Source organism: Lentzea miocenica, assembly GCF_033949945.1.
GTDB classification, from domain to species: domain Bacteria; phylum Actinomycetota; class Actinomycetes; order Mycobacteriales; family Pseudonocardiaceae; genus Lentzea; species Lentzea miocenica.
The window spans coordinates 21,671-47,759 of record NZ_JAXAVW010000050.1 but is presented as its reverse complement, the minus strand read 5'-3'; the positions used below and the strand labels follow the sequence as shown (position 1 = coordinate 47,759).

Genomic DNA, 26,089 nt, shown 5'->3' with positions numbered 1-26,089 from the left:
TGAGTGGCCGGGGGCGACGTCCCCGGCCACTCGCCTGAGGTTCGGAGGAGTTCGGTGCGTCGGTTCCTGGACCGGTACTGGTACGCGTATGCGATGGTGCTGCCGGTCGTGGTGGTCATCGCGGTGTTGGTGCTCTACCCGCTCGCCCAGGGCGTGTTCTTCACCTTCACGAACATCAACGAGGGCAACATCGCCAACCCGGTCCTGGACCGGCCCGCGTCCTACGACGTGGTGGGCTTCAAGAACTACCTGAACGTCCTGTCCGGCGGTGAGTCGTACGGCGCGTTCTGGGGCACGCTGGTCCGCACGTTGATCTGGACCTTCGCCTGCGTGTTCTTCCACTACACCATCGGTCTCGGCCTGGCCCTGCTGCTCAACCGGCAGGTGCGCGGCCGGTCGTTCTACCGGGTGCTGCTGATCCTGCCGTGGGCCGTGCCCGCGTTCATCAGCGCGTTCGCGTGGAAGTACATGTTCAACGCGCAGTACGGGATCATCAACCAGGTCCTGCGCGCGGTGGGCCTGCCCGATCCGGTGTGGCTCGGTCAGTCCAGCTGGGCGTTGGTGTCCGTGATCATCGTGAACGTCTGGCTCGGCACGCCGTTCATGATGGTGGCGCTGCTCGGTGGCCTGCAGTCGATTCCCGGCGACCTGTACGAAGCGGCCGAAGTGGACGGTGCCACGCCGTGGCAGCGGTTCCGCCACGTGACGCTGCCGGGTCTTCGTTCGGTGTCGTCGACGGTGATCCTGCTGGGCATCATCTGGACGTTCAACATGTTCCCGGTGATCTACCTGGTGGCGGGCCCGAACCCGAACACCCGGATCCTGGTGACTTACGCGTTCGAGCGCTTCTTCTCCGGCGCGTCCCGCGACTACGCGATCGCCTCGACCTACGGCGTGCTGGTCCTTTCGGTGTTGTTGGTGTTCGCCACGGTGTACCGGCGGGCGCTGCGCAAGCAGGGCGAGGTGTGGTGATGACGCTCGACGCTTCGTCCCTCCAGGTGGTTCAGGCCCCCGAACGCCGGCTGCGTCGCGCGGACCGTTCGAAGGGCGCTTCCGCGTTGCTGCACGGCGCTCTGATCGTCGCCTCGGTCATCTCGGTGTTCCCGATCTTCTGGGTGTTCGTCACCTCGCTGAAGCCGGACGCCCGCGCCGTCGAGCCCACGCCCAAGCTGGTCAACGAGTCCTCTTTGGACAACTACACCCGGATCCTGGCCGGCGAGAAGGGCGACTTCCTCGCCTGGTTCGGCAACTCCGTGGTGATCGCGCTGATGACGACCGTGATCGGCGTCTTCATCTCGGCCACCGCCGGGTACGCGGCCTCGCGGTTCCGGTTCCCAGGCAAGCGCGGCCTGATGATGTCGTTTCTACTGGTGCAGATGTTCCCGTTCGCGGTGCTCATCGTGCCGCTGTACAACATCCTCATCGCGTTGGGGCTCAACGGAACCTCCATCGGTCTGGTGCTGGTCTACTGCACGACCGCGGTGCCGTTCTGCACCTACATGTTGAAGGGCTACTTCGACACGGTGCCCGCCGACATCGACGAGGCCGGCCGGGTGGACGGGCTGTCGCCGTTCGGCGTGTTCTGGCGGCTGATCATGCCGCTGGCCAAGCCGGGTCTCGCGGTCACGTCGTTCTACGCCTTCCTGACCGCCTGGGGCGAGGTGGCGTTCGCGTCGGCGTTCCTGTCGGCGGCGGACGAGTCGAAGACGCTGGCCGTCGGGCTGCAGGTGTTCGTGCAGCAGAACAGGACGGAGTGGGGCCACCTCGCCGCCGCGTCCATTTTGGTGGCGATTCCCGCGATCATCGTTTTCTACCTGGTGCAACGGTTCCTGGTGCAGGGCCTCGCGTCCGGCGCGGTCAAGGGCTGACGGAACGTAAGCGCTTGCGTTGAGGAACCTCGAAACGTAAGCGCTTACGTCTGTTCCCGTAAGCGCTTGCAATGCCTAACGTCGCGCCCAGACAAGGTGAAAGGTGCGTCACATGGCTGAGGTGTCCTACGTCAAGGCGTCGCGGATCTTCTCCGGCAACCCGCCGGTTCGCGCGGTTGACGAGCTGTCTCTCGAGGTCTCGGACGGCGAGTTCCTCGTGCTCGTCGGCCCGTCCGGTTCCGGCAAGTCGACCGCCCTGCGCATGCTCGCGGGCCTCGAGGACGTGGACGAGGGCGCCATCCAGATCGGTGGCAAGGACGTCACGAACGTGCCGCCGAAGGGCCGGGACATCGCGATGGTGTTCCAGTCGTACGCGCTGTACCCGCACATGACCGTCGCGGAGAACATGGGCTTCGCGCTCAAGCTGCGCGGCGTCAGCAAGACCGAGATCAAGGCGAAGGTCGAAGAGGCCGCCAAGATGCTCGACCTGCAGAAGTACCTGGAGCGCAAGCCGAAGGCGCTGTCCGGTGGTCAGCGTCAGCGTGTCGCGATGGGTCGCGCCATCGTGCGTGAGCCCTCCGTGTTCCTCATGGACGAGCCGCTGTCCAACCTGGACGCCAAGCTGCGTGTCGAGACCCGTGCGAACATCGCCGCTCTCCAGCAGCGTCTCGGCACCACCACGATCTACGTCACGCACGACCAGGTCGAGGCCATGACGATGGGTCACCGCGTCGCGGTGCTCAAGGACGGTCTCCTGCAGCAGTGCGACACGCCTCGCGCGCTGTACGACCGCCCGGCCAACGCGTTCGTCGCCGGGTTCATCGGCTCGCCGGCCATGAACCTCAAGACCGTGCCGATCTCGGCTGAGGGCGCGAAGCTCGACGGCGTCATCGTGCCGCTCAGCCGTGCCGCGCTGGACGCCGCCGGCGGTCTGGACGAGGTCACGTTCGGCATCCGTCCCGAGGCGCTCGGCATCGTGCCGTCGAGCGAAGAGGGCATGGACATGACCGTTGAGCTGGTCGAGGAGCTCGGCGCCGACGCGCTCGTGCACGGTGCCGTGAAGATCGGCGACGCGTCGCAGCGCTTCGTGGTCCGCGTCGACGGCCGCACGCCGCCGACCCTGGGTCAGAACGTCAAGGTCGCCGTGCGCGACCACACCGAGATCCACCTGTTCCACCCCGAATCGGGCGAGCGCCTGGAGGCGTGAGTCACACGCGAAAGCCCTCGGCGTGACAGTCGGGGGCTTTTTCGTGCTCTAAACTGAACTCGACAACGGTTTCCATTACCTGATCGAGGGACGGCGTGATGACTCTCCGCAACGTTCTGGTGGGTGCGCTCGCAGTGGTGAGCCTGGCCGCCTGTGGCACCAGCACGCCGTCCGGAGACAGCGGCAAGATCCAGGTCGTCGCCTCCACGAACGTGTGGGGCAGCGTCATCAAGGCCGTCGGTGGCGACGCCGTCGAGGTCAAGGCGCTGCTGGACGACCCGTCGGCCGACCCGCACTCGTACGAGAGCAAGCCCGCGGACGCCGCGCTGGTCAAGGACGCCAAGCTGGTCGTGTTCAACGGCGGTGGCTACGACGACTTCTTCGCCAAGCTGATCACCAGCGACGCCACGAAGAAGATCGAGGCGTTCCCGCTGCGCGACAACCACGCCGAGCCGCAGACCGGGACGCCGGACGCGGACGGGCACGACCACAGCGTGAACGAGCACGTCTGGTACGACCTGCACACCGTGCGCGCCGTGGCCGAGGCCGCCGCGAACGAGCTGGGTGCGATCGCGCCGGACAAGAAGACGACGTTCGAGAGCAACACCCAGCAGTTCACCGCCGCGCTGGAGGACCTCGAGAAGAAGGTCGACGGCATCGGCAAGGGCAAGAAGGTCGTCGCGACCGAGCCGATCGCGCACTACCTGATCGACGAGACCGGTGCCGAGGACGTCACGCCCGAGGCGTTCAGCAATGCGATCGAGGAGGAGTCGGACGTGCCGGCCGCCGCACTCGCGTCGATGAACCAGCTGGTCGAGGGCAAGCAGGTGAACGCGCTGGTCAACAACACGCAGACGGAGAACCCGGTCACCAAGGGCGTCGTCGAGAAGGCCAAGACGGCCGGGGTCGCGATCGTGCCGGTCACCGAGACGTTGCCCGAGGGCGTGACCGGCTACCTTGACTGGATGAGCAAGCAGGTGGACGCGTTGTCGCAGGCGCTCAAAGCATGAGCGCGATCTCGCTGCGCGGGGCCCGGCTGTCCTACGGGGACAGGGTGTTGTGGGACGGGCTCGACCTCGACGTCGAGCCCGGTGAGTTCCTCGCGGTCCTCGGGCCCAACGGGTCCGGCAAGACCAGCCTGATGAGGGTGCTGCTGGGGTTGCAGCCGCTGTCGTCGGGCTCGGTCGACGTGGCCGGCGGAAACCGCGCCATCGGGTACATCCCGCAGCAGCGAGCGCTCGACCAGTCCATGACGTTGCGCGGCCGCGATCTCGTCGGCCTCGGCCTCGACGGTTACCGGTGGGGCCTCGGCCTGCGCAACCGTCGTGAGCGCGGGATCCGCGTCGACGCGGCCATCGAGTCCGTCGGCGCCACCCGGTACGCGGACTCGCCGATCGGCCTGTTGTCCGGGGGTGAGCAGCAGCGGTTGCGCGTCGCCCAGGCCCTGGTCGGCGACCCGACCGTGATGCTCTGCGACGAACCGCTGCTGTCGCTCGACCTCGCGAACCAGCGCAACGTCAGCGAGCTGATCGACAAGCGCCGCCGCGAGGCGGACACCGCAGTCCTGTTCGTCACGCACGAGCTGAACCCCGTGCTGCCGCTCGTCGACCGGGTCCTCTACCTGGTGGGCGGGCGGTTCCGCGTCGGTACGCCGGAAGAGGTCATGAACTCCCGCACGCTGTCCGAGCTGTACCGGACGCCGGTCGAGGTCGTGCGGGTGCGCGACCAGATCCTCGTCGTCGGTGCCGGGGCCTGCGAGGAGCAGACCCACCACCTCACGGCGGAGGCCGCGTCGTGACGTTCCTCGACCTGCTCGAACTGGACTTCGTGCAGACCGCGTTGATCGCGGCCGCCGTGCTGGGTCTGGTCGCGGGCGTGCTCGGACCCCTGGTCGTGACCCGCAAGATGGCTTTTGCCGTGCACGGGACCAGTGAGCTCGCGTTCACCGGTGGTGCGGCGGCGTTGCTGCTCGGCATCGGGATCGGGTACGGCGCTCTGGCCGGGTCGATCATCGCCGCGGTGTTGCTCGGGGTGCTGTCGCGCCGGGAGAGCGACCGGGACTCGGTGATCGGCGCGATCCTGGCGTTCGGGCTCGGCATGGGCATCCTCATGCTCTCGCTCTACAAGGGGAAGGCGACGAACAAGTTCGGCCTGCTGACCGGGCAGATCGTCGGCGTCGACAGCACCGACCTGAAGCTGCTGGTGGTCTCGTCGGTCGCGGTCCTGGCCGTGCTGGCGTTCATCTACCGGCCGTTGTTCTTCGCCAGCGTCGACCCGGACGTGGCTGTTTCCCGCGGTGTGCCGGTGCGCGGACTGTCGGTCGTGTTCGCGGTGCTGGTCGGTGTCGCGACCGCGCTGAGCATGCAGGTGGTCGGCGCACTGCTCGTGCTGGCTTTGATGATCACACCAGCGGCAGCAGCCATGCGCGTTACCGCCTCGCCTCTGCGCGCAACGTTGCTGTCCGTGGTTTTCGCCGAGGTCGCGGCAGTGGGCGGCATTCTGCTGTCGCTGCAACCCGGCCTTCCGGTCTCGGCTCTCGTCACGGCGGTGAGCTTCGTGATCTACCTCGTCTGCCGGGGTGTTGGGGCTGTGCGACGACGTTCCGCATGATGGGCCGCGTCGGCGGCGGCCAGGACCGCGTCAGCGACCTCTACCAGCGGCCGGGTGCCGTCGATGATCGTCGCGCCGAGGGCTCGGTAGGTGGCCTCGACACCGTCGTTGTGCTCGAGTGAGGCCACCAGCTCCTCGGGGTGCTTGCCGAAGGAGTTGGTCGTGCGGGTCAGCAGGCGGTCGCGGAGCGTCTCGCTGTCGATCACCAGGCAGACCACGTGGGTGAAGAGGTCCCGGACTTCGGCCTCGTTCTCGACACAACCACAGAGGAACACGGTCTCGTCGGGCGTCCTCGCCGCGAGAGCCTCGATCTTCGCTCGGCTCATCCTCCAGCCGAAGCGGTCCAGCCAGCCCGCTGGTACCGGGTCGGGAGGATCGACGACGACCTCTCCGCTCGTCCGGCCCACCCAGTGGTTGTAGCCCTCCCAGTCGGCGTCGATCGTCGACCGTCCCCGGCTCTTGAGGAGCGCGCAGACGGTCGACTTGCCGGCCCCTGAGGTGCCGGTCACCCACACCAACGGCACGGCTCAGGCCGTGCGGGAGGTGATCGGCTTGGTCACGTCGTCCTGGCGTGGGGCGGGCATCAGGCGCGGCGGGATGTCCAGGCCCGCCACGCGGACCTGGTTGCGGCCGTTCTCCTTGGCCTTGTAGAGGGCTGCGTCGGCTGAGTGCTGGGCGGTGGCCATGTCCGGGCCGTTGTCCGGGATCACGGCCACGCCGATCGAGGCCGAGATCGCTTGCAGCGACTCGCCTTCGGGTTCCGGCGGCTGGATCTCGCGGCCGTACAGGGTGACCACGTTGCGGTGCTTGTCGGTGGTCGGGACGGCCAGCGAGCCGATGGCCTCGCGAATGCGTTCGGCGATCGTCACGCCTTGGGCCACCGGGGTGTCCTTGAGCGCCACCACGAACTCTTCGCCGCCGTCTCGGCCCGCCACGTCGCCCGGGCGGAGTTTTTCGCGCAGGATTCGGCCTACTTCGGCCAGGACGGCGTTGCCCGCCGGGTGTCCCCAGGTGTCGTTGATGCGCTTGAAGTGGTCCAGGTCGATCACCAGGACGGTCATCGGTTCGCCGTCGAGGCGGCAGCGTTCGGCGAGCCTTCCGGCGTACTCGGTCAGTCCGTTGGTGTTGAGGAGGCCGGTTCGGTAGTCGGTGTGGGCGTCGGCTGCCAGGCGTTGGTGGAGCTGTTCCTGTTCGCGCAGCAGGCGTTCCAGGTGGGTTCGGCGTTCTCCGGCGCGAGAGAGGAGGGCGTTCACGAGGATCACCGGGACGGTCAGCAGCAGGGGGCCTACCCAGTGGGTGGTCATGAGCATGCCGAGCATGGCGCCGGCGCCGAGGGTGCTCATTTCGAGCATGTTGTCGACTTTGGAGCCGAGGAAGTCGAGGACCTTGGAGTTCGGGGTAACGATCTTGAACGCCACCGCGACGGTCATCACCTGGACGAACCAGTAGAGAACGGCGGCGATGGCCAGGACCAGGACCAGGCCCAGGTCGGTCGGGATGCTTCCCGTTGCTGCCAGCGATACACCCGAAAGATGGACCAGTGCCCACGAAAGGAGGGTGGAGGCGAGCATCGAGGCTGTGCCGAAGACGAAGCGGTACGGCTGGCGGCGCGCGATGGGCTGGATCAGGATGCGCATCCAGATCGTGGCTATGACGGCCAGACCGCCTGGCAGGGCCACGGCCGCGGCGAAGGTCCAGACCGAGGTCAGGTCGATGTGGGGGCCTGAGGCCTCGTTGCGGCGGGCCTCTTCCGCTCTGCGGACGACGGTCAGGTGAATGGTGATCGCGGCGATGATCGCGCCGAAGCGCAGCCAGTCGGAAGTGGAGACCGTCGTCAGCTTCGTCAGCAGCCAGATGGACGCCACGGCCACGGCCGCTTCGAGCACGAAAAAGTACGCGATCGCACTAGGCGCAACGGTCCAAAGGTCCCAGTTGCGAATCGGAGTCAAGCCGAGTGCCCGCGATCGCCTGCGATCAGTCAAACTGTTCTTCACCACGACCCCCTACGCTCATGGCACTTCATGAGCTAAGCCGCCGCTGACCAGGTCGTAGACCACCCGCTGCTGCTTGTCGCAACGAGGAGGTGTCCTTCCATGTGCAACCGAGACTTCTGAACGCTGCCTCTCTTCTCGACCCGACTTCAATCGCACCTGATCATCCTGGTGCCTCTGCTACGGATATCGCTATTGGTGACCGTTCTGTTTCAGATTGCCACCGCCTTCGTGTCGTTGCGACCCCGAGCACGTCGCCAGGCGAAGGTTGCCTGCGTCGCCAGCAGCAGTCCGATACCGCCCGCGCCCGCGATCGTGGCCGTGAGCGAGCCGATCGAATGAGCGACCACACCGGCCAGCGCCATTCCTCCGCCCTGGCTCGAGCGCAACGCAGCGCGCCCAATGCCATAAGCCCTTCCTCGGTACTGATCCGGTAGCAGCCGCATCCAGGCTGAACGAGCAGGCGTGTGATAAGCCCCGCCTATACCGGCAATGACCAACAAAACGATCGTCCACGTCAGGTTCGGGTGGAACGCGAACATGATCAACGGGGCCAGCGACAGGATCGCCAGCGGGCCGATCAGCCGTTCTCGCTTTGCCGGATCTCGCACCAGACGGAAGAGCAACGCCACACCCAGCACGTTCGCCGCGGGTTCGATGGCGAGGATCAGACCGACCGCCCACACCGCGTTCAGGCTCGCCGCGAGTGGCACCGCGAGTCCTTCCGGGACCATCGCGAGGCCCGCGAGCAGCCGGACGCCGAGCAGTGTCCTCAATCGCGGCTCGGACACCATCAGGGTCAGCACGCCGCGCGGTTCGTCGTCCTTCTTCTTGCGGCCCAGTGGATCCGCGGCCGGACGGTGCTTCACGGACACCTGCACCAGGATCGCCAGGAACGCGAACGTGGCCGCGTTGATCGCGAGCGCGACGCCGGGGTTGGTCTGCGCGACGAGGAAGCCGGCGGCGGCCAGTCCGGCCATCTGGGCTATGTCAACGGACGTGCCGAACAGCGCCACGCCGTCGTCGTAGCGGTGTGCCGGTAGGACGTGCGGGAGGCTCGCCTCCTGGGCCGCGAGGTACGGCGACGAGATCGCCAGCACCGTCACCAGCAGCACGATCATCGCCCACAGCGGCATGCCGGGAATGGCCATCGCGGCCATGAGCGCGGCCTGCATCCACGCCGTGGTCACCATTACCGTGCGTCGCGGGAACCGGTCGGCCACCCAGCCGAGCAACGGGCCCGAAATCAGCGGCGGGAAGAGCGTCAGCGACCAGGTGAGGGCAGTCCAGGCAGCGGATTGTGTTCGCTCGAATACGAGCAGTGACAATGCGACCGCGGCGAGTTGGTCACCGGCGGTCGAAGCGGTCGAACCGATCCACATCGCGCGGAACTCCCGCAAACCCACGAGCTCGCGGAGGGCGCCGCGGGTCGTCATGCGCGACCTCGGCGAGCCGCGCGTCGCGCGCGGCGAATCAGCACGTCCTGATTCGCTCTACGCCGAGTCACGTCGCCCCCGCCGGTGGTAATCAATTTCTATCGACAATCACGGTAGAAGCTGCCTGACCGTTCAACGTCTGTCCTACCACAGTGTGTACCTAAACGGAGCAGGCTGGTTACCTAAAGTAGTTACAATAGCGAAACGTAACGCTGATCTTCTTCACAGTTGACCTCGGCGTCGCCTGATTGGACCCCAAATGGTCACGTTGTGTGTCAACTGGTGCCAAACGGGTGTCATCTGCTCGGCCAACCGGTGCAATCGGCTCCGACTCCTGCACGGCTGAACTGGTAATTGGTGAACCGGACAGAAGGTACCCGCGCTCGGGAGTGGCGCGGAATAGGCCACGCCGTTTGTCATCACAGTCACCCGCAAGTGCTTGGCAACAGCGAAGTTCATCGTTTCCCCGCCCGCTCACCTAAACCGGTTTCGCAGGCAGGAAAACGATCACTAACGTCGGAGAATGGACGCACTTAGCGTCGCGAACCAGCCGATAACGTCAGTCGACTCAGGCCTCGTGCGACTTCAGCCCTTGGCGACGATGCGGCGGCGGCGCGCGATCTCGGCGAGCACGACACCGGCCGCGACGGACGCGTTGAGCGACTCGACACCGGTGGCCATCGGGATCGACACGGTCTGGTCGCAGGTCTCCTTGACCAGACGGCCGAGGCCGCGGCCTTCCGAGCCCACGACGACGACCAGCGGGCCCGTCGCGAGGTCCAGACCGTCGACGTCCACGTCACCGTCCGCGTCGAGGCCCACGATCATCAGGCCGGCCTCTGCCCAGTCGCGCAGCGTGCGGGTGAGGTTCGTGGCCATCGCGATCGGCAGCTTGGCCGCCGTACCAGCGCTGGTACGCCAGGCAACAGCCGTCATCGAGGCACTGCGCCGTTGTGGCAGCACCACGCCGTGCGCACCGAACGCCGCGGCCGAACGCACGACGGCGCCCAGGTTGCGCGGGTCCGTCACGCCGTCCAGCGCCACGAGCAACGGCGTGTCGCCGGCGCGCTGTGCGATCTTGAGCAGCTCGTCGGGCGTGGCGTACTCGTACGGAGGCACCTGCAGGCCGAGGCCCTGGTGCATCGCGCCGCCGGTGATCCGGTCGAGCTCACCGCGGGCCACCTCCAGCACGGAGATGCCCCGGTCGGCGGCCAGGCGCACGGCTTCCTGCACGCGGTCGTCCGCGTCGATGCCCAGCGCCACGTACAGCGCCGTCGCCGGCGTGCCCGCGCGCAGACACTCGACGACGGGGTTGCGGCCCGCCACGGTCTCCGCGTAGGCCTTCTCGTTCTTCTGCCTGCGCTGGGACTTGATCGCCTCGGTCTTCGCCACGACCTTGGCCCGCTTGTACGCGGGGTGGTTCGGGCGCTCGGAGGCCTTCGGGGTCGGGCCTCTGCCTTCCAGCCCCTTGGACTTCTGCCCGCCGGAGCCGGTGACCGCGCCCTTCTTCGAGCCCGGATTGCGCATCGCGCCCTTGCGCTTGGAGTTGCCAGCCACGGAAGTCAGTCGTCCTTCAAAGTCCACTGCGGACCGTCGGGGGTGTCCTCGACGGCGATGCCCGCCTCGAGCAGTGAGTCGCGCAACGCGTCAGAGCGTGCGAAATCCCTGCTCTTGCGAGCTTCCTGGCGCTCGACGAGCAGCCGATCAACCAGCGTGGTCAGCGCCTGCCGCATGCCGAGATCGGCAGACGACTGGTCGTTCCACTTCGGCGCCAACGGGTCGACGCCGAGGATGTCGGCCATCCGGCGGACGCACTCGGCGGCCTCGCGGGCCGTCTCGTGGTCGCCGTCGGCGAGTGCCGTGTTGCCCTGGCGCACCTTGTTGTGCAGTGCGGCCACGGCCTGAGGCGTGTTCAGGTCGTTGTCCATCGCAACGACGAAGTCCGGGCACATGTCGCCGCGGAGCTGAACCTGGCCCACCCGCTCGGCGGTGCGGCGCAGGAACGACTCGATGCGCCCGTAGGACGTCACCGCCTCCTGCAACGCCTCTTCCGAGTACTCGATGTGCGAGCGGTAGTGCGGCGAGACCAGGTAGTACCGCAGCTCCTGAGCGCGGACCAGCTCCAGCATCGCCGGGATCGACACGGTGTTGCCCAGCGACTTGGCCATCTTCTCGCCGGACATCGTGACCCAGTAGTTGTGCATCCAGTAGTTCGCGAAGCCGTCACCGGCCGCGCGCGACTGGGCCTGCTCGTTCTCGTGGTGGGGGAAGATCAGGTCGAGCCCGCCACCGTGGATGTCGAACGTGCCGCCGAGGTACGTCGTGGCCATCGCGGAGCACTCGAGGTGCCAGCCGGGCCGTCCGTTGCCCCACGGCGTCGGCCAGCTCGGCTCACCGGGCTTGGCGGCCTTCCACAGCGTGAAGTCACGGGCGTCGCGCTTGCCGCGCACGTCCGTCTCGCCCTGCTGCTGGTCGTCCAGCTTGCGCCCGGACAGCGCGCCGTACTCGGGGAACGAACGCACGTCGAAGTAGACGTCGCCGTCCACGTCGTACGCGTGGCCCTTGTCGATCAGCCGCTGCATCAGCTCGACCATCTGCGTCACGTGCCCGGTGGCACGCGGCGCGTAGGTCGGCGGCAGGCAGCCGAGCGCGTTGTAGGCGTCCTCGAAGGCCAGCTCGTGCTTGTACGCCCAGGCCCACCACGGCTTGTCGTGCTCGGCGGCCTTGGTGAGGATCTTGTCGTCGATGTCGGTGACGTTGCGGACCAGCGTGACCTCGGCGCCGTCGCGCGCCAGCCAGCGGCGCAGCACGTCGAAGTTCAGACCGCTGCGCACGTGCCCGATGTGAGGTACGCCCTGCACGGTCGCCCCACACACGTAGATCGACGCCGTTCCGTTGACCTGCGGGTGGAACTCCCGCATGGACCGGCTCGCGGTGTCGTAGATGTGGAGGCTCACACGGGAATGGTACGGGCCACATCCAAAAGAGCGTTCGGGCGGTCACTCGTCGGAACCGGGTTGACGAGCCGGAAGGAGCAACCGATCGCCTCCGCTCCGCCGTCCGCCTCCTCGCTGTCACCGACCATTACGGCGTTGCGCGGATCGACGCCCAGCCGTTCGCACGCCGTGGTGAAGATCTTCGGGTCCGGCTTGATGACGCCTTCTTCGTAGGACAGCACGAACTCGTCCACGAGGTGGGTCAGGCCGTGCCGCTCGAACACCGCGCGGATGTCCCAGCCGATGTTGCTGACGACCGCGACGGGGATGTCCTTCAGGCGTTCCAGCGTGGCCTTGGTGTCCGGGTACGGCTGCCAGGAGTCGGCGTGCAGCAGCTGCTCGTAGAAGGCCTCTGCGTCGGGCACCAGCGAGTCGTTGAGCACCTTCACGTGGACCCAGCGGTGGACGTCGGGGTCGAGGTCGCGGCGTTGCCACGCGTCGGCGAGCTCAGCGTCCATGCCGTCGGCGATGCCGACCGGGGCGGTGAGAGCACGCATCAGGTCGCCGTTGGACTCGAGCTCGGGGTGCTCGAGCCGGAACAGCGTGCCGGAGAAGTCGAAGAGCGCAGCGCGGATCGTCACGCTCCCGACTCTACGTTCTCCCGGCTAGGTGGTCTGGACCTTTTTGAGCTCGGCCTCGACCGGCGACGTGTCGTAGGAGAGGTTCAGCTGCAGGTCGCCACCGCCGCGCTGGCTGGCGGCCGCGAACTGCTGCACGAACTCCTCGATCTGCTTGAGCGGCTGGTCGGCCAGCTTCGCCGCGGCCCTGTACAGCGTGCGGAAGCGGTCCGGCGTCGTGGTGCCGCGCAGGTCGGCCGCCCAGTCGAGCAGGCTCTCGTACGACTCCACGAACCGGTTGGCCAGGAGCCTGATCCTGTCCTTGTCACCCGGCCGCCCCGCCGGTCCGAACGCCCACTGCTGCTTGCCGGGGGAGAGCAGGTCCGCGATCCGGTTGACGATCTCGTCGAACGTGCGGCTGCGGGCCAGGAAGTTGTCGAGCGCGTCGGTGTCCGTGGTGATCGTGCGCCCCGGCGAGACGTCGCCCATCTCGTGGCTGATCTGCTTGTCCTCGAGCTTGCCCATGTGCAGCGCGATGCTGTCCGAGAACAGCTGGTACTCCCAGCCTGCCGACTGCGGGCCGACCGCGAGGCCGACCTTCTTCGCGATCATCTCCGCCAGCTCGCGCGGCGTGCGCGTGCGCAGGTCCAGATAACCGACGCTGGGGCGCAGGCCAGGGACCTCGGTGTCGTCGAACCGGGCGGGCAGCACGTACTCCTGCTCCGGGTTCTGCATGCCGCGAGCGAGCGCGCTGCGGCGTTCGTGGATGGTCCACATCTTCCGCACGTAGTGCTCGGACACGAACATCACGCAGAACCGCGAGTTCTTGCGGTAGATGTCGTCGAGGTGCTCGCTGAGTTCCTTGCCCCAGAGCTCCGCCTGCTCGTCGACGTCGTAGAAGTGCTCGATCCCCAGGTTCTTGAGGTGTTCGGCCACTTCGGCGACGTACTTGCGGTCTTCACCGGCGAACGACAGGCAGACGGCGTACTTGGTCACCGGGTGGATGTTAGTGGCGGGAACCACAGCGCTCGGCGGGGAGTTGTCCAGGTATGAGCCTGGGGTTCCTTTTCGCGATGTCGTTACCGGCGTTGGTGGCTGCCTTGTTCCTGCTCGCCGTGGTCGAACGGTTCGCGCGCGGCAAGAAGGGCACGCCCATGGCCACGGCCGGAATCGGTGAGCTCGGCGCGACGTTCGAGGCCGGCAAGCGCGAGGAGCTCGAGTTCCGCAAGGAGGAACGGCAGCTGCGCGACGAGGAGGGGGACGGCGCGCCGCCGCGAAGCCGGGTGGACCTCGACGGCGGCTTCGCTGTCCTGAAGGTGCCGGCCCAGCGGACGCCCAACTAGACGTTGCCGGTGGTCTTCGCGACCTGCACGCGGACGATCACGCGCACGTTGTCCGTGCCGACGTCGCCGGGGTAGTCCTTGCCGAGGTACTTGTGCGACAGCTCGTTGATGAGCTCGGGCCCGCCCTCGGTCGTCAGCGACGCGTCGCCGCGGAACTCCGAGTACTGGTACGGGTTGTCCTTGTTGATGACGGTGATGCTGACCCGCGGGTCGCGCGCGATGTGACGTTCCTTCGCGCGGCCGACGACGGTGGAGAAGAGCACGTCGTCGCCGTCGCGCTTGATCCACACGACCGAGGTCTGCGGGCTGCCGTCCTTGGTCAGCGTCGCGACGGTGGCGTAGTTAGCGCTGTCCAGCAGTTCGCGCTGCGGTTCTGAAAGCGTGGCCATGCGGTCAGGTTACGCTGATCAGCAACGCCGTGGCGATGGCCGCGATCCCCTCGTTCCGCCCGGTGAGGCCGAGGCCGTCCGTGGTGGTGCCGGCGACGGAGACCGGGCCGCCGATGGCCTCGGAAAGCGTTTTCTGGGCTTCGGCGCGGCGCTTGCCGATGCGCGGCTGGTTGCCGATGACCTGCACTGTGGCGTTTCCCACACGGAAGCCGGCCTCTTCGACGAGGCGGCGGACCTCGGTGAGCAGGACCACGCCGTGCGCGCCTGACCAGCGCGGGTCGGACGTGCCGAAGACCTCGCCCAGGTCACCGAGACCGGCGGCGGAGAGCAGGGCGTCGCACAGCGCGTGCGAGGCGACGTCGCCGTCGGAGTGACCCGCGCAACCGTCCACGCCGTCCCACAGCAGTCCGGCGATCCAGCACTCGCGACCGGCTTCGATCGGGTGGACGTCGACGCCCTGGCCGATCCTCACGCGCTTCCTCCAGCGAACAGTGCTTCCGCGACCGCGAGGTCGAACGGGGTGGTGATCTTCATGGCGTGCGCGTGCCCGGGAACCGTGTGGACCTGACCGCCGTTTTTCTCCACGAGACCAGCGTCGTCAGTTGCGGCAATACCGGAGCAATAGGCGGCTTTGAGAGTCTCGGCGCGAAAACCCTGCGGGGTCTGGACGACTCGCAGACCGGCACGGTCAGGTGTGGAGACGACCACTCCGACCTCGTCCACCTGCTTGATGGTGTCGGTCACCGGAAGCACCGGGATGACGGCGTCGTGCCCGTCGCGCACCGCGGCCACGACGTCGGCGATGACCTCGGGAGGGGTGAAGGCACGAGCGGCGTCGTGGACCAGCACGATCGAGGTGTCCGGAATCACGCGGAGCGCGTGTTCGAGGGCGAGGCGCACCGAGTCGGTGCGTTCGGCGCCCCCTGAAAGCACGTGCACCGCCCCGCCGACCGGGGCCAGCGAGGCGGTAGCGGTGTGCACCAAGTCCACATCGGACGGTGGAGCGGCGATGACCACGTGCTGAACCTGGCCTGACGCGAACAGGCCTTGCACGGCACGGGTCAGGAGCGGCACTCCGTTGACCGGCACGAGCGCCTTGGGCATCCCGTAGCCCAGACGCTCACCCCGCCCTGCCGCGGGCACGAGCGCGACAACACTCATGTTCGCGGTTTGTCCGATGCTCTGTTTGTTTTGTTGAGAACTACGACGCAGTGGCGAGAACTTCGTCGAGGAGAACCTCGGCCTTGTCCTCGTCGGTGCCTTCGGCCAGCGCCAGCTCGCTGACCAGTATCTGCCGCGCCTTCGCCAGCATGCGCTTCTCGCCGGCGGACAGCCCGCGATCCTTCTCGCGCCGCCAGAGGTCGCGCACCACTTCCGCAACCTTGTTCACGTCGCCGGAGGCGAGCTTCTCAAGGTTGGCCTTGTACCGCCGAGACCAGTTGGTCGGCTCCTCGGTGTGGGGAGCACGCAAGACCTCGAAAACCTTGTCGAGCCCTTCCTGGCCGACAACGTCACGCACGCCTACGATTTCGGCGTTGTCAGCGGGAACCCGAACAGTGAGGTCGCCCTGCGCTACCTTGAGAACGAGGTACTTCTTCTCCTCGCCCTTGATCACGCGGGTCTCGATTGCTTCGATGAGAGCGGCACCGTGGTGCGGGTAGACGACGGTCTCTCCGACCTTGAAAACCATGTGTCCTCTGCCCCTTTCGATGCCTCCATCCTAACACGTCCGGCAACCCTCCGATCGCTGCTCGATGATCCGTTAGTGCTGGTCAGGGCCATGCGGGGGGTTGACAAACCACCTGTTCGCGTGCAAGGTACGACTCATCGAAGATCGAATGGCACCACGTGCCGTGCGCTTTTCGGGCCCCGGTTAGGCTCCTTGCCTGGTGGTTGTTCCCTAGGAAGGACGCTGGAGCCGTGAACTCAGGAGTGTCTCGCCGGATGATCGTGACGGCAGCGCTGGCCGCGGGCCTCGGCCTGGTGGCGGTCGGCTGCAGCGCCGGTCAGGTCACCCAGACCGACACCCAGGTCGCCGCAGTCGACGGTGCGAGCGGCAACGCTGGCCCCATCGCGGTGCGCAACGTCATGCTGGCCTTCCCGCCGGACGGCAACCGGTATCACGAGGGTGAAGACGTGCCGATGACCTTCGTCATCGCGAACACGGGCGAGAACCCGGACAAGCTGTTGTCGATCAAGTCGGAGGCCGCGGAGGCCGAGGCCGAGATCGTCGGCGGCAAGGACATCCCGTCCCGGTACGCGCTGCAGGCCGAGTACGACGCCTCGAAGGCGCCGACGAAGACCTCCGCGCCGTCGTCCTCGTCGCACGCCTCGGAGTCGCACGCGCCTTCTTCGTCGAACGCGCCGTCCTCGTCGGTCTCGGTGACGTCCGGTGCGCCGTCGTCGTCCTCGGTGGCGCCGACCTCGGGCTCCGTGACGCCGTCGTCGTCCGGTTCGGCGTCGCCCTCTTCCGGCCGTCCGTCGGGCTCGTCCTCGGTCGCGCCGACCTCGTCGTCGGCCGCGATTCCGGACGACCTCGAGGTGCTGCGGATCCGCTGCACGCTGAGGAAGGTCAACCGCGACGTGGTGGCCGCGCAGACCATCAAGGTCACGTTCCTCTTCGAGAAGGCCGGTTCGGTCACGCTCGAGGTGCCGATCGCGCCGTCCGAGCACAAGCGCGTCAGCGAGGGCCACGAGACCGGCGGTCACTGAGCCTCTGAACGCGAAAACGCCGCTCCCTCGTCGTGAGGGGGCGGCGTTTTTCGTTGTGCGATCAGGGCGCGATCAGGCGGCCTTGAGCATCGGGCGGAACTTGTCGCGGTAGGCCCACGCCAGGCCGATCTCGGCCGCGACCACGAGCAGCGCCATGACCAGGCCGGACGGCTCCAGGAAGACGTGGAACAGGAAGATGTTCACGACCATCGGGGCCAGCATCGCGAGCGCCAGCGGCACGAAGCGGCCGACGATCAGCAGGACGCCGGCGAGGAGCTGGACGCCGGACGCGAGCTGCAGCATGTACCCGGTCGCGTAGAGCGCGGCGCTGAACGCGACACCTTCGGGTGCCATCGTGCTGGGGTCCGGGGCGGGCATGAACATGATGAAGCCGTTCAGACCGGTCGTGGCGAACAGCAGGCCGGTCAGCACGCGGGTGACGACGGTGGCGTAGCGGCCGAGGGCGAACTTGCGGGTCTGGGTCGCGGTTGCGGTGGTCACTGTGTCCTCCAGGCTGTCGTGTCCTTCCACTGATGCGTCGAACGGGCTCCCGGCCGGATCGACAAACCGGCCCGAGAATCTTGGAAGTTTCTTCGACGGCCCCCTGACCTGCGCCGATCGCAGCCGTGTGGCTTGCAGACCAACTCGCCGCCGTCCGCGAAGCGGCGGCCGATCAAAACTGTCAGGGGTCTGCTCTAACGTTCGATCCGTGGCGAAGACAGCGCGGCCGATCTTCCGTTGTGCCGAGTGCGGGCACGAGGTGGCGAAGTGGTTCGGCCGCTGCCCCGAGTGCCAGGCCTGGGGCAGCATCGAGGAACGTGGCACGGCATCGGTGACCCGCGTGGTCGCCGGCGCGCCCACGTCCGCGGCGCGCCCGATCGGCGAGGTCGACATCGAGTCGGCACGGGCGTTGTCGACCGGCGTCAGCGAGTTCGACCGCGTGCTCGGCGGCGGTCTGGTGCCGGGCGCCGTCGTGCTGCTGGCCGGCGAGCCGGGCGTGGGCAAGTCGACGTTGCTGCTGGAGACCGCGCACCGCTGGGCCGAGCACCACGGCCGCTGCCTCTACGTCACCGGCGAGGAGTCCGCGGGCCAGGTGCGGCTGCGCGCCGAACGCACCGGCAACCTCCACCCCGAGATGTACCTGGCGGCGGAAAGCGAACTCAGCGCGCTGCTCGGCCAGGTGGACGCGGTGAAGCCGTCCATGTTGATCGTCGACTCCATCCAGACCATGTCGACCGTGAGCGTCGAGGGCGTGCCCGGCGGCGTCACCCAGGTGCGGACCGTCGCATCCGGACTGATCGCGATGGCCAAGGAACGCGGCCTGCCGGTCGTACTGGTCGGACACGTCACCAAGGACGGATCCGTTGCAGGGCCCCGAGTTCTGGAACACCTGGTCGACGTCGTCCTGCAGTTCGAGGGCGACCGGCACTCCAGCCTGCGGCTGCTGCGCGGCATCAAGAACCGCTACGGCGCGGCCGACGAGGTCGGCTGTTTCGAACTGCGCGACGACGGCATCGTGGGCGTCCCGGACCCGTCCGGCCTCTTCCTCACGCGCCGGGAGAAGGCCGTGGAAGGCACCTGCGTGACGGTGATCGTCGAAGGCAAGCGCCCGATGCTCGGCGAGGTGCAGGCCCTGGTGGCCAAGACGAACCTGCCGGCACCGCGGCGCGCGGTGAGCGGCCTGGACTCCGCGCGGATCTCGATGGCGCTGGCGGTGCTGGAGAAGCGCGGCAAGGTCAACCTGTTCCAGAAGGACGTCTTCACCGCGACCGTCGGCGGCATGCGCCTGGTCGAACCCGCGGCCGACCTCGCCGTGGTGCTGGCGGTGGCGTCCGCGGAACGGGAGATCGCCCTGCCCGCCGACCTGGTGGTGCTGGGCGAGGTGGGGCTCGCCGGGGAGATCCGGCGCGTCAACGGGGTGGGCAAGCGGCTTCAGGAGGCCGCGCGGCTGGGGTTCAAGAAGGCGTTGGTGCCGCCGGACCACGGGCCGTTGCCGGACGGGGTGCGGGCGCTGGTGGCGAACGACCTGGTGTCGGCGCTGGAGGTGTTGGGGCTGAATCGGCGTCGCAGCACCAAGGGCGACGACGGCGGCAAGGGTGACGATGACCGCCGGCGTGGTGGTGGCGAGGGCGACGAAGACTGAGCTCCGGCGCGGCGCCGGACTGTGCGGCGGAGTCGGCTGAGGCCGAGCCGGGTGGTGTCGGGCTGTGCGGCGACGACGGCTGAGACCCAGCCGGGTGGTGTTGGACGACGCGCTGGGCGGCGGAGCGACGGCCGTGGCCGGGCGAGAGATCACGCTGTCCGCCGATCTGGAGCTGGGCCAGCGTCGCGGTGAGGCGGGGTCGGTGTTCCGGAGTGCTGCGGGCGGTGTTCTGCCTGGCGAGCCGGGGGCTGAGCCAGCAGCGTCGACGTGGGGAGGGCCGGGGTGGCCTCGCGGTGGTGCGGGCGGGCCGGTGTTCGCTGGGCGGCCTGCTGTCCGGGGTGCGGCGGGCGTTTTGATGCCTGACCGAGGCGTGGGGGGCTGAGCCGGCGTCGCGGTGGCGTGCGCCGGGCTGGCGTCGCGGCGGCATTGGTAACGAAGAGTGTGCCAGTGCGGCCCCGTGGGGCGACCGTGATCGAATGTGCGGGTGTTGGGGAGGCACGACCGCGAGATAGGTGAGTTGTTGCGGTTCGCCGCGGGCATGGTCCCGGCGGAGGTGCAGAGCGAGGACGTGCTCGACCACCTCGACCACGAAGAGTGGGAGCTGGTCCTCGAACTGCTGGGGGAGTTCGACGGCAACACCTGGCAGACACCGCGTTACTGGGCCCTGCTGGCAGAGGCCGCGACGCAGATGGACGTGGACGGGGCCTGGTTCCAGTGGCGGTGCGTGGAGTCGATCCAGGGCGTGTTGCGGGTGGAGCTGGTGCTGGAGCTCGACGCGGAACCGTTGCAGGCCAGGGGAGAGCGGCCTGCGTGGGACGTCACGGGCAACCATCGGCGGGTCGCGGCGTTGTGGATCGAGTCCAAGCCCGTGCTGGGGCCGGGTGAGCGTGCGACGGCGCGGCTGAGGCCGTTCGTGCCGCCGGCGTGGACTCATCTCATCCGGGGTGACCTGATCACGCTGCTCGGCAGTTCGCCGGGCACCGCGAAGATCATTGAGAAAGTGCCGCCGCGGCCCTAGGAGGACCGCGGCGGCACCAAATCAACTACACCGAAATCAGACTTACTGGGACAGCAGCTGGGCGCAGCGGATCAGGCCCAGGTGCGAGTACGCCTGCGGGTGGTTGCCCAGCGAGCGCTCGGCGACAGGGTCGTACTCCTCCGGCAGCAGGCCGGTGGGGCCCGCGGCCGCGACGATCTGGCCGAACAGTTCCTCGGCCTCGGTGCGACGACCCGTCAGAAGATAGGACTCGATCATCCAGGCGGCGCAGAGGTGGAAGCCTCCCTCGTCGCCCGGCAGGCCGTCGTCGCGGTGGTAGCGGTACACGGTCGAACCGGACCGCAGTTCCGCCTCGATGGCCGTGACGGTCGACTGGAAGCGTTCGTCGGTCGGGTCGATCAGGCCCGACAGGCCGACGAACAGCGAGGCCGCGTCCAGGTCGTCGCCGTCGTAGGCCGTGGTGAAGGACTGAACTTCGTCGTTCCAGCCGTTCTTCAGCACGTCCGTGGCGATGGTGTCGCGCAACGGCACCCACGACGGGTCCAGTGAGCGGCCGAACTGTTCGCCGAGCTTGATCGCGCGGTCGATGGTCAGCCAGCACATGACCTTCGAGTACACGTGGTGGCGCGGCGCGTGCCGCTCCTCCCAGATGCCGTGGTCGGGCTCGTGCCAGCGCCGTGAGACGGCTTCCGCCATCGCTTCGGCCATCGCCCAGTCGGCGTCGGACAACGAACCACGTGCGGACGCGAGCTGCACCACGAGATCCACGACCGGACCGAACACGTCGAGCTGCACCTGCTGGTTCGCGAGGTTGCCGACGCGCACGGGACGCGAGCCCGCGTAGCCGGGCAGCGTGTCGATCACGGCCTCGGCACCGAGTTGCGTGCCGTGCAGCGTGTACAGCGGGTGCAGGCGCTCCGGGCCGGGGATGGTCTCCAGGACGCCGTGCAGCCACGCCAGGAAGCCGTCAGCCTCCGCGAAGGAGCCCACGGACACCAGCGCGGCGGCGGTCATCGCGCCGTCGCGCAGCCAGCAGTAGCGGTAGTCCCAGTTGCGGACGCCGCCCAACTCCTCCGGCAGTGACGTGGTCGCCGCTGCCATGATCGAGCCGGAGTCCTTGTGCACCAGGCCGCGCAGCGTCAGGGCCGAGCGCAGCACCAGGTCGGTCTGCACGGTCGGCAACCGAAGCCCCGCCGCCCAGTCCGACCAGTAGCCCGCGGCACGGTCCCGGCGAACGGACTCGGCCTGGGCGTGCTCGGAGATGTCGTCGGTGCCGCAACGCAGCTCCAGCAACACCGGCGCGCCCTCACGCGGACGAACCACGGCGCGTGCGGTCTCCTGCACGCCGTCGGAGGTGATCTCCCAGTCGACGCCGGGCGAACGCAGCACCATCGGGTCCGAGGTGCCGACGACCCGCAGGCCGTCCTGCTCGCGGATGAACCGCACGGGCACCTGACCGAACTCCGGCCGCGGCGCGAACGTGATCACCGCGTTGGTCGAGCCCGAGATCCGTCGCACCAGGTCGGTGCGGTGCGAGGCTAGGTCGTGCTCCAGGTAGTCCGTCACCAGGAGGCGCGACCAGCGGGTCTCCACGATCATCGTGCCCGGCAGGTAGCGCTGGCCCAGTGGCAGCGACCCGTGTTCCGGCTTGATCGAGAAGTGGCCCGCGGCCGGACCGCCCAGCAGGTCCGCGAAGATCGCCGCGGAGTCCGGTTCCGGGTGGCACAGCCAGTTGACCTTGGCGTCGGGCGTGACCAGGGCGACCGAACGCTCGTTCGCGAGCATGGTCAGCCGCTCGATCGGCACGGCCTGGTCGCCGTGCAGCCACGCGCGTCGCTCCTCCAGGAGGAACGCGAGCACGGTGGCCACGTCGGCGGGGTCGCTCACGTAGTGCTGGGCCAGCGACTCGCCGGCGCCGACCCGGATGCCCAGGTCGGGGCCGTGCAGGCGGGCGAACGCCTTCTCGTCGGTCACGTCGTCGCCCAGGAAGATCGCCGCGGTGGCGCCTACCTGGTGCCGCAGGACGTCGAGGGCGTGGCCCTTGTCGGTCTCGACGACGGCGAGCTCGATGACGGCCTTGCCCTCGGTGACCTGCACACCTTCCCAGGTGCACGGGCCGGAGCGGACGGCGGAGAGCACGGCCTCCCCGATCGCCTCGCTCGCGGCACGGCGCACGTGCACCGCGACCGAGGCGGGCTTCACCTCGAGCTGGACGCCTTCTTGGCCGTCGGCGATCTCTTCGAGCTCGGCTTCGATGCGCCGGAGCAACGCCTTGGCGTTGGCGTCCAGCGCGTGCACGAAGCCGACGTCGAACTCGGAGCCGTGCGAGCCCACCAGGTGGACCTCGCCAGGCAGGCGGGAAAGGGTGGCCAGGTCGCGCAGCGCACGCCCGGAGATCACGGCTGACGTGGTCTCGTGCAGGCTCGCGAGCGAACGCAGTGCGTTCACCGACTCCGGGAGCGGGCGTGCCTGCTCCGGGTCGGCCACGATCGGCGCGAGTGTTCCGTCGTAGTCGCTGGCGACCAGCAGTCGCGGGGTCCGCGCGAGCTGACAGATAGCTCTGCGCAGTTCGGCGGGGAGGGCCTCGGCGGTCAACGCCCCTCCTGGAGCACTCGATGGGTCAGTGGGATCTGAAAGGATTCAGACCGAGGTCTGCGTGCCCAACGCCTCCAGGAACGACCTCGCCCAGCGGTCAACGTCGTGGGTGAGGACCTGGCGGCGCAGCGCGCGCATCCTACGGCGGCCTTCAGCGGGATCGATGTCGAGGGCGGCCTGCAGTGCGTTCTTGACACCGTCCAGATCATGGGGGTTCACCAGGAACGCACTGGTCAGTTCTGCGGCAGCGCCGGCGAACTCGCTGAGCACCAGAGCTCCACCAAGATCATATCGGCAGGCCACGTACTCCTTGCACACGAGGTTCATTCCGTCCCGAACGGGCGTGACGACCATGACGTCCGCCGCGCTCATGAACGCGACGAGCTCCTCGCGGTTCACCGACTGGTGGAGGTAGTGCACGACGGGCTTGCCGACCCGTCCGAACTCGCCGTTGATCCGGCCGACCGACTGCTCGATGTCCTGGCGCATCGTCTTGTAGTGGTCGACCCGTTCCCTGCTGGGGGTGGCCAGCTGGACCATCGTGACGTCCTCGGGGTCCACGCGTCCGTCCGCGATCAGCTCGTACAGAGCGCGGATCCTGACGTCGATGCCCTTCGTGTAGTCGAGACGGTCCACGCCCAACAGGATGCGCTTGGGGTTGCCGAGGTCCGCTCGAATCTGCTTCGCGCGGGCTTGCGTCTCCTTGCGCCGCGCCACCGCGTCGAGCCCCGCGCTGTCGATCGAGATCGGGAACGCGCCGACGCGCACGGTCCGGTCGCCGACCTGCACGACACCTGGCCGGGTGCGGACACCAACGGTGCCGCGGCTGGGCTCCAGGCCGACGAGCCGGCGGGCCAGCCAGAGGAAGTTCTGCGCGCCGCCGGGCCGGTGGAAGCCCACGAGGTCGGCGCCGAGCAGGCCGCGGATGATCTCCGTGCGCCACGGGAGCTGCATGAACAGCTCGACCGGCGGGAACGGGATGTGCAGGAAGAAGCCGATCTTCAGGTCGGGCCGCTGCTCGCGCAGCATCGCCGGGACGAGCTGCAGCTGGTAGTCCTGCACCCAGACGGTCGCGCCCTGGGCGGCGACCTTCGCGGTCGCGTCGGCGAACCGCTGGTTGACCCGCACGTAGGAGTTCCACCAGTGCCGGTGGAAGGCGGGCTGGGCGACAACGTCGTGGTAGAGCGGCCAGAGGGTGCCGTTGGAGAAGCCCTCGTAGTAGTCCTCGACCTCTTTGGCGGACAGCTCGACCGGGTGCAGCAGCAGGCCGTCGTCCTCGAACGGCGAGACCACGGCGTCGGACACGCCGGGCCAGCCGACCCATGCGCCGCTGTGTGAGCGGAGGAACGGTTCGAGCGCACTCACCAGCCCTCCGGGGCTGTGCTTCCAACGTTCTGTGCCGTCGGGCAAGCGCTCCAGGTCAACCGGCAGCCGGTTGGCCACGACTACGAATTCCGCCCCGTTCTCGCCAATGTCCATGCTCACAAAAACCCAGGTTAGTGCGGTCGCGTGGCCCCTGCGCCCCGTGTAACCCCCGTCACAGCGAGGTTCACTCCAATCGACGCTTGGTGGGTTTGAGCGGCCCGGACATGCGCGGACCAGCGAACTTGCGCTCCAAACGGCCCAATCCCGTACGCACCGGCTGGGCCAGATACTCGCCCAACACGACCCCTCCGGCCAGTGCGAGAGCAATACCACTCGCGAACACCAGCGTGCTCAAACCGGCCGGATCGCCCTCGGCGGTGAGCTGGAACAGCCCCCGGTACGTGGTCCAGCCGGGCAGCAGCGGCACGACGCCCGCCTGCACGACGACGAGCGTCGGGATGCGCAGCCGCCGGGTCATCGTCGCGCCGCCGAACCCGGTGATCGCGGCGGCCACGGCCGACCCGAGCAGCGCGTCCAGGCCGGCGCTCGTCACGAGACCGTAGGCGGCCGTGCCGATCGCGCCGGAGATGGCGGCGGCGACGAGCGCGCGGGGCCTGGCGTAACAGGCGAGCGCGAAGAACGCACTCGTCGCCGCGCCGGCCGCGAACTGCATCGGCACGGCGGAGATCAACGCGGGCAACGGGTCGCTGAGCCTGATGTCCAGTCCGAAGTGGACGGCGGCGCGGATCGCCAGCGCGACACCCGCGATCAGGCCCGCGCTGAGCAGCACGGTTTCGACCGTGCGGCCCGCTGCGGTGACGTTGTAGCCGGAGATCGCGTCCTGCACGGTGCTGACCAGCGCGAGCCCGGACAGCAGCACGACGATCCCGACCGCGACCAGCAGGCTCGGCCGCACGGGCAGTAGCCCGGTCGAGTAGATGGCCAGCGCGGCACCCGTGCCGAGCGCGCCGCCGACGAGTTGCTGGAAGAAGAACGGGAGCGCACGGCGGTTGAGGAGCCTGCCGACGCGGTCGACCACGGCGGTGATGGCCGCGGCGGTGATCGCGAGCACCAACCCGCCACCGACGAGGAAAGCGACCGCGGCGGCCATTCCGCCCCATGCGGCGGTCGCGACCCAGCGCGGATACGGGTGCTTGGCGTTGGTGATGTCTTCGAGTTGTGCGTGCGCGTGCTCGATCGGCCCGAGATTGCGCACCAGATGTTCGACGGCGGCAAGTCGCGTGTAGTCGAGACTGCGTTGCCGGACGACCCGAACCGCGGTGATAGGCGGCGCCTCTGTGCCGCGATGACACGACACGCTGATAGAGGTGTAGATCACGTCTACTTCGGTATGGGGAAGTCCATAGCTCTCGGTGACGGAGAGAATCGTGGCTGTTACATCGGCCGCGCCCGCCCCACTGGACATTTGGACCTCACCGATCTTCAGTGCGAGATCGAGTACCAGGTGAACCGTGGTGTCATCGGGCAGAGCGGGGCCGTGCAGGCTGTTCGTGGAAATCTTGCGCACCTCCGTCGGGTGATCGTGAGGAGTCCTTCGACTGTTGCTGTGGTGTCTGCCACCTCCGATCGGGCGACCCAAAACGGAGGACATGATCACTGTCCGTTGGTTACCCTCCTGACCTGGTCAAGGCGGCCCGTCCGGCGCTTTGAGCCACTCAGTTGGTTGGTCTGACTCCGGTCGGAGCAATCCGATCACACTGAGAGCAGACCGTTCGCCGCAGGTAGCACCCGCAACGGGCGCTTACCATGTTCGCGAACACGAGCCAGGCCGGCGTAGCTCAATTGGCAGAGCACTCGCCTTGTAAGCGAAAGGTTAGGGGTTCGATTCCCCTCGCCGGCTCTTATGCAACGGGGGTTCG

At 68.0% G+C, this 26,089-nt stretch carries 25 protein-coding genes and 1 tRNA gene; 11 read left to right on the top strand and 15 right to left on the bottom strand.

From position 1 onward, the window contains the following. Nucleotides 1-54 precede the first annotated feature (54 nt). The 6 genes from SK803_RS42285 (at nt 55) to SK803_RS42260 (ending at nt 5,685) form a co-directional block, all read left to right on the top strand. A complete protein-coding gene (locus tag SK803_RS42285) occupies nt 55-972 on the top strand; it encodes a carbohydrate ABC transporter permease (protein ID WP_406601664.1) in 918 nt (305 codons plus the stop codon). Further along, complete coding sequence (locus SK803_RS42280; RefSeq protein ID WP_319971860.1) at nt 972-1,868, top strand: sugar ABC transporter permease; 897 nt, start codon at nt 972-974, stop codon at nt 1,866-1,868. Before SK803_RS42285 ends, SK803_RS42280 begins: the two co-directional genes overlap by 1 nt. A 112-nt stretch (nt 1,869-1,980) precedes the next feature. Then, nucleotides 1,981-3,075 (top strand): ABC transporter ATP-binding protein, encoded by a 1,095-nt coding sequence (locus SK803_RS42275; RefSeq protein WP_319971859.1) that lies wholly within the window; start codon nt 1,981-1,983, stop codon nt 3,073-3,075. Nucleotides 3,076-3,173: 98 nt separating this feature from the next. Next, a complete protein-coding gene (locus SK803_RS42270; RefSeq protein WP_319971858.1) occupies nt 3,174-4,085 on the top strand; it encodes a metal ABC transporter solute-binding protein, Zn/Mn family in 912 nt (303 codons plus the stop codon). After that, nucleotides 4,082-4,873 (top strand): metal ABC transporter ATP-binding protein, encoded by a 792-nt coding sequence (locus SK803_RS42265; protein ID WP_319971857.1) that lies wholly within the window; start codon nt 4,082-4,084, stop codon nt 4,871-4,873. Before SK803_RS42270 ends, SK803_RS42265 begins: the two co-directional genes overlap by 4 nt. Further along, nucleotides 4,870-5,685 (top strand): metal ABC transporter permease, encoded by an 816-nt coding sequence (locus SK803_RS42260; RefSeq protein ID WP_319971856.1) that lies wholly within the window; start codon nt 4,870-4,872, stop codon nt 5,683-5,685. Before SK803_RS42265 ends, SK803_RS42260 begins: the two co-directional genes overlap by 4 nt. Here SK803_RS42260 and SK803_RS42255 read toward each other — a convergent pair. The 7 genes from SK803_RS42255 to SK803_RS42225 all read right to left on the bottom strand — a co-directional run bounded on the left by SK803_RS42255 (nt 5,637) and on the right by SK803_RS42225 (nt 13,661). After that, nucleotides 5,637-6,194, bottom strand: coding sequence for an AAA family ATPase (locus SK803_RS42255; RefSeq protein ID WP_319971855.1), 558 nt, complete (start codon nt 6,192-6,194; stop codon nt 5,637-5,639). The two genes, SK803_RS42260 and SK803_RS42255, sit on opposite strands and share 49 nt — an antisense overlap. Before the next feature lie 18 nt (nt 6,195-6,212). Further along, nucleotides 6,213-7,571, bottom strand: coding sequence for a GGDEF domain-containing protein (locus tag SK803_RS42250; RefSeq protein ID WP_319971854.1), 1,359 nt, complete (start codon nt 7,569-7,571; stop codon nt 6,213-6,215). 317 nt (nt 7,572-7,888) lie between these two features. Further along, nucleotides 7,889-9,112 (bottom strand): MFS transporter, encoded by a 1,224-nt coding sequence (locus SK803_RS42245; RefSeq protein WP_319971853.1) that lies wholly within the window; start codon nt 9,110-9,112, stop codon nt 7,889-7,891. A gap of 585 nt (nt 9,113-9,697) precedes the next feature. Continuing rightward, complete coding sequence (gene rlmB / locus SK803_RS42240; protein ID WP_319971852.1) at nt 9,698-10,669, bottom strand: 23S rRNA (guanosine(2251)-2'-O)-methyltransferase RlmB; 972 nt, start codon at nt 10,667-10,669, stop codon at nt 9,698-9,700. 5 nt (nt 10,670-10,674) lie between these two features. After that, nucleotides 10,675-12,069, bottom strand: a complete 1,395-nt coding sequence (gene cysS, locus SK803_RS42235) for a cysteine--tRNA ligase (protein ID WP_319971851.1) — start codon at nt 12,067-12,069, stop codon at nt 10,675-10,677. Next, nucleotides 12,066-12,689, bottom strand: a complete 624-nt coding sequence (locus tag SK803_RS42230; RefSeq protein ID WP_319971850.1) for an HAD family hydrolase — start codon at nt 12,687-12,689, stop codon at nt 12,066-12,068. Before SK803_RS42230 ends, cysS begins: the two co-directional genes overlap by 4 nt. A gap of 24 nt (nt 12,690-12,713) precedes the next feature. Further along, complete coding sequence (locus SK803_RS42225) at nt 12,714-13,661, bottom strand: toll/interleukin-1 receptor domain-containing protein (protein WP_319971849.1); 948 nt, start codon at nt 13,659-13,661, stop codon at nt 12,714-12,716. 53 nt (nt 13,662-13,714) lie between these two features. Between SK803_RS42225 and SK803_RS42220 the strand changes: the two genes are divergently transcribed. Further along, entirely contained in the window at nt 13,715-14,008 is a 294-nt protein-coding gene (locus tag SK803_RS42220) for a DUF6191 domain-containing protein (RefSeq protein WP_319971848.1), read from the top strand. Here the strand turns inward: SK803_RS42220 and SK803_RS42215 are convergent. The 4 genes from SK803_RS42215 to SK803_RS42200 are packed head-to-tail and all read right to left on the bottom strand — an operon-like array spanning nt 14,005 to nt 16,087. Then, nucleotides 14,005-14,397 (bottom strand): PPOX class F420-dependent oxidoreductase, encoded by a 393-nt coding sequence (locus SK803_RS42215; RefSeq protein ID WP_319971847.1) that lies wholly within the window; start codon nt 14,395-14,397, stop codon nt 14,005-14,007. The genes SK803_RS42220 and SK803_RS42215 overlap by 4 nt on opposite strands. A 4-nt stretch (nt 14,398-14,401) precedes the next feature. Then, the gene (gene ispF, locus SK803_RS42210; RefSeq protein WP_319971846.1) at nt 14,402-14,869 is read right to left on the bottom strand and encodes a 2-C-methyl-D-erythritol 2,4-cyclodiphosphate synthase; all 468 of its coding nucleotides are present in this window, start codon (nt 14,867-14,869) and stop codon (nt 14,402-14,404) included. Continuing rightward, on the bottom strand, nt 14,866-15,558 hold the full coding sequence (ispD, locus tag SK803_RS42205) for a 2-C-methyl-D-erythritol 4-phosphate cytidylyltransferase (RefSeq protein WP_319971845.1): 693 nt from the start codon (nt 15,556-15,558) through the stop codon (nt 14,866-14,868). The genes ispF and ispD overlap by 4 nt, the downstream gene beginning before the upstream one ends. A 40-nt stretch (nt 15,559-15,598) precedes the next feature. Next, a complete protein-coding gene (locus SK803_RS42200) occupies nt 15,599-16,087 on the bottom strand; it encodes a CarD family transcriptional regulator (RefSeq protein ID WP_012782996.1) in 489 nt (162 codons plus the stop codon). 230 nt (nt 16,088-16,317) lie between these two features. Between SK803_RS42200 and SK803_RS42195 the strand changes: the two genes are divergently transcribed. Next, entirely contained in the window at nt 16,318-17,109 is a 792-nt protein-coding gene (locus SK803_RS42195) for a hypothetical protein (RefSeq protein ID WP_319971844.1), read from the top strand. Between the two features lie 72 nt (nt 17,110-17,181). Here SK803_RS42195 and SK803_RS42190 read toward each other — a convergent pair whose 3' ends face one another. Then, a complete protein-coding gene (locus tag SK803_RS42190) occupies nt 17,182-17,610 on the bottom strand; it encodes a hypothetical protein (protein WP_319971843.1) in 429 nt (142 codons plus the stop codon). A gap of 208 nt (nt 17,611-17,818) precedes the next feature. Here SK803_RS42190 and radA point away from each other — a divergent pair, with 208 nt between their 5' ends. Together radA and SK803_RS42180 are read left to right on the top strand one after the other, a co-directional pair. Beyond that, nucleotides 17,819-19,252: a DNA repair protein RadA gene (radA, locus tag SK803_RS42185; RefSeq protein WP_319971842.1), complete on the top strand. Its 1,434-nt coding sequence runs from the start codon at nt 17,819-17,821 to the stop codon at nt 19,250-19,252. Between the two features lie 487 nt (nt 19,253-19,739). After that, on the top strand, nt 19,740-20,270 hold the full coding sequence (locus tag SK803_RS42180; protein ID WP_319971841.1) for a hypothetical protein: 531 nt from the start codon (nt 19,740-19,742) through the stop codon (nt 20,268-20,270). 42 nt (nt 20,271-20,312) lie between these two features. On the opposite strand, the gene otsB is transcribed toward SK803_RS42180, so the two are convergent. From otsB to SK803_RS42165, 3 genes are all read right to left on the bottom strand, one after another. After that, nucleotides 20,313-22,844 (bottom strand): trehalose-phosphatase, encoded by a 2,532-nt coding sequence (gene otsB / locus SK803_RS42175; RefSeq protein WP_319971840.1) that lies wholly within the window; start codon nt 22,842-22,844, stop codon nt 20,313-20,315. Nucleotides 22,845-22,889: 45 nt separating this feature from the next. After that, complete coding sequence (locus SK803_RS42170; protein WP_319971883.1) at nt 22,890-24,323, bottom strand: alpha,alpha-trehalose-phosphate synthase (UDP-forming); 1,434 nt, start codon at nt 24,321-24,323, stop codon at nt 22,890-22,892. 70 nt (nt 24,324-24,393) lie between these two features. Continuing rightward, nucleotides 24,394-25,821 carry a threonine/serine exporter family protein gene (locus SK803_RS42165; RefSeq protein ID WP_406601663.1) on the bottom strand — a complete coding sequence of 476 codons (1,428 nt, stop codon included), beginning with the start codon at nt 25,819-25,821 and terminating at the stop codon, nt 24,394-24,396. A gap of 176 nt (nt 25,822-25,997) precedes the next feature. Between SK803_RS42165 and SK803_RS42160 the strand changes: the two genes are divergently transcribed. Beyond that, nucleotides 25,998-26,070: transfer RNA gene (locus SK803_RS42160), tRNA-Thr, on the top strand. Nucleotides 26,071-26,089 lie beyond the last annotated feature (19 nt).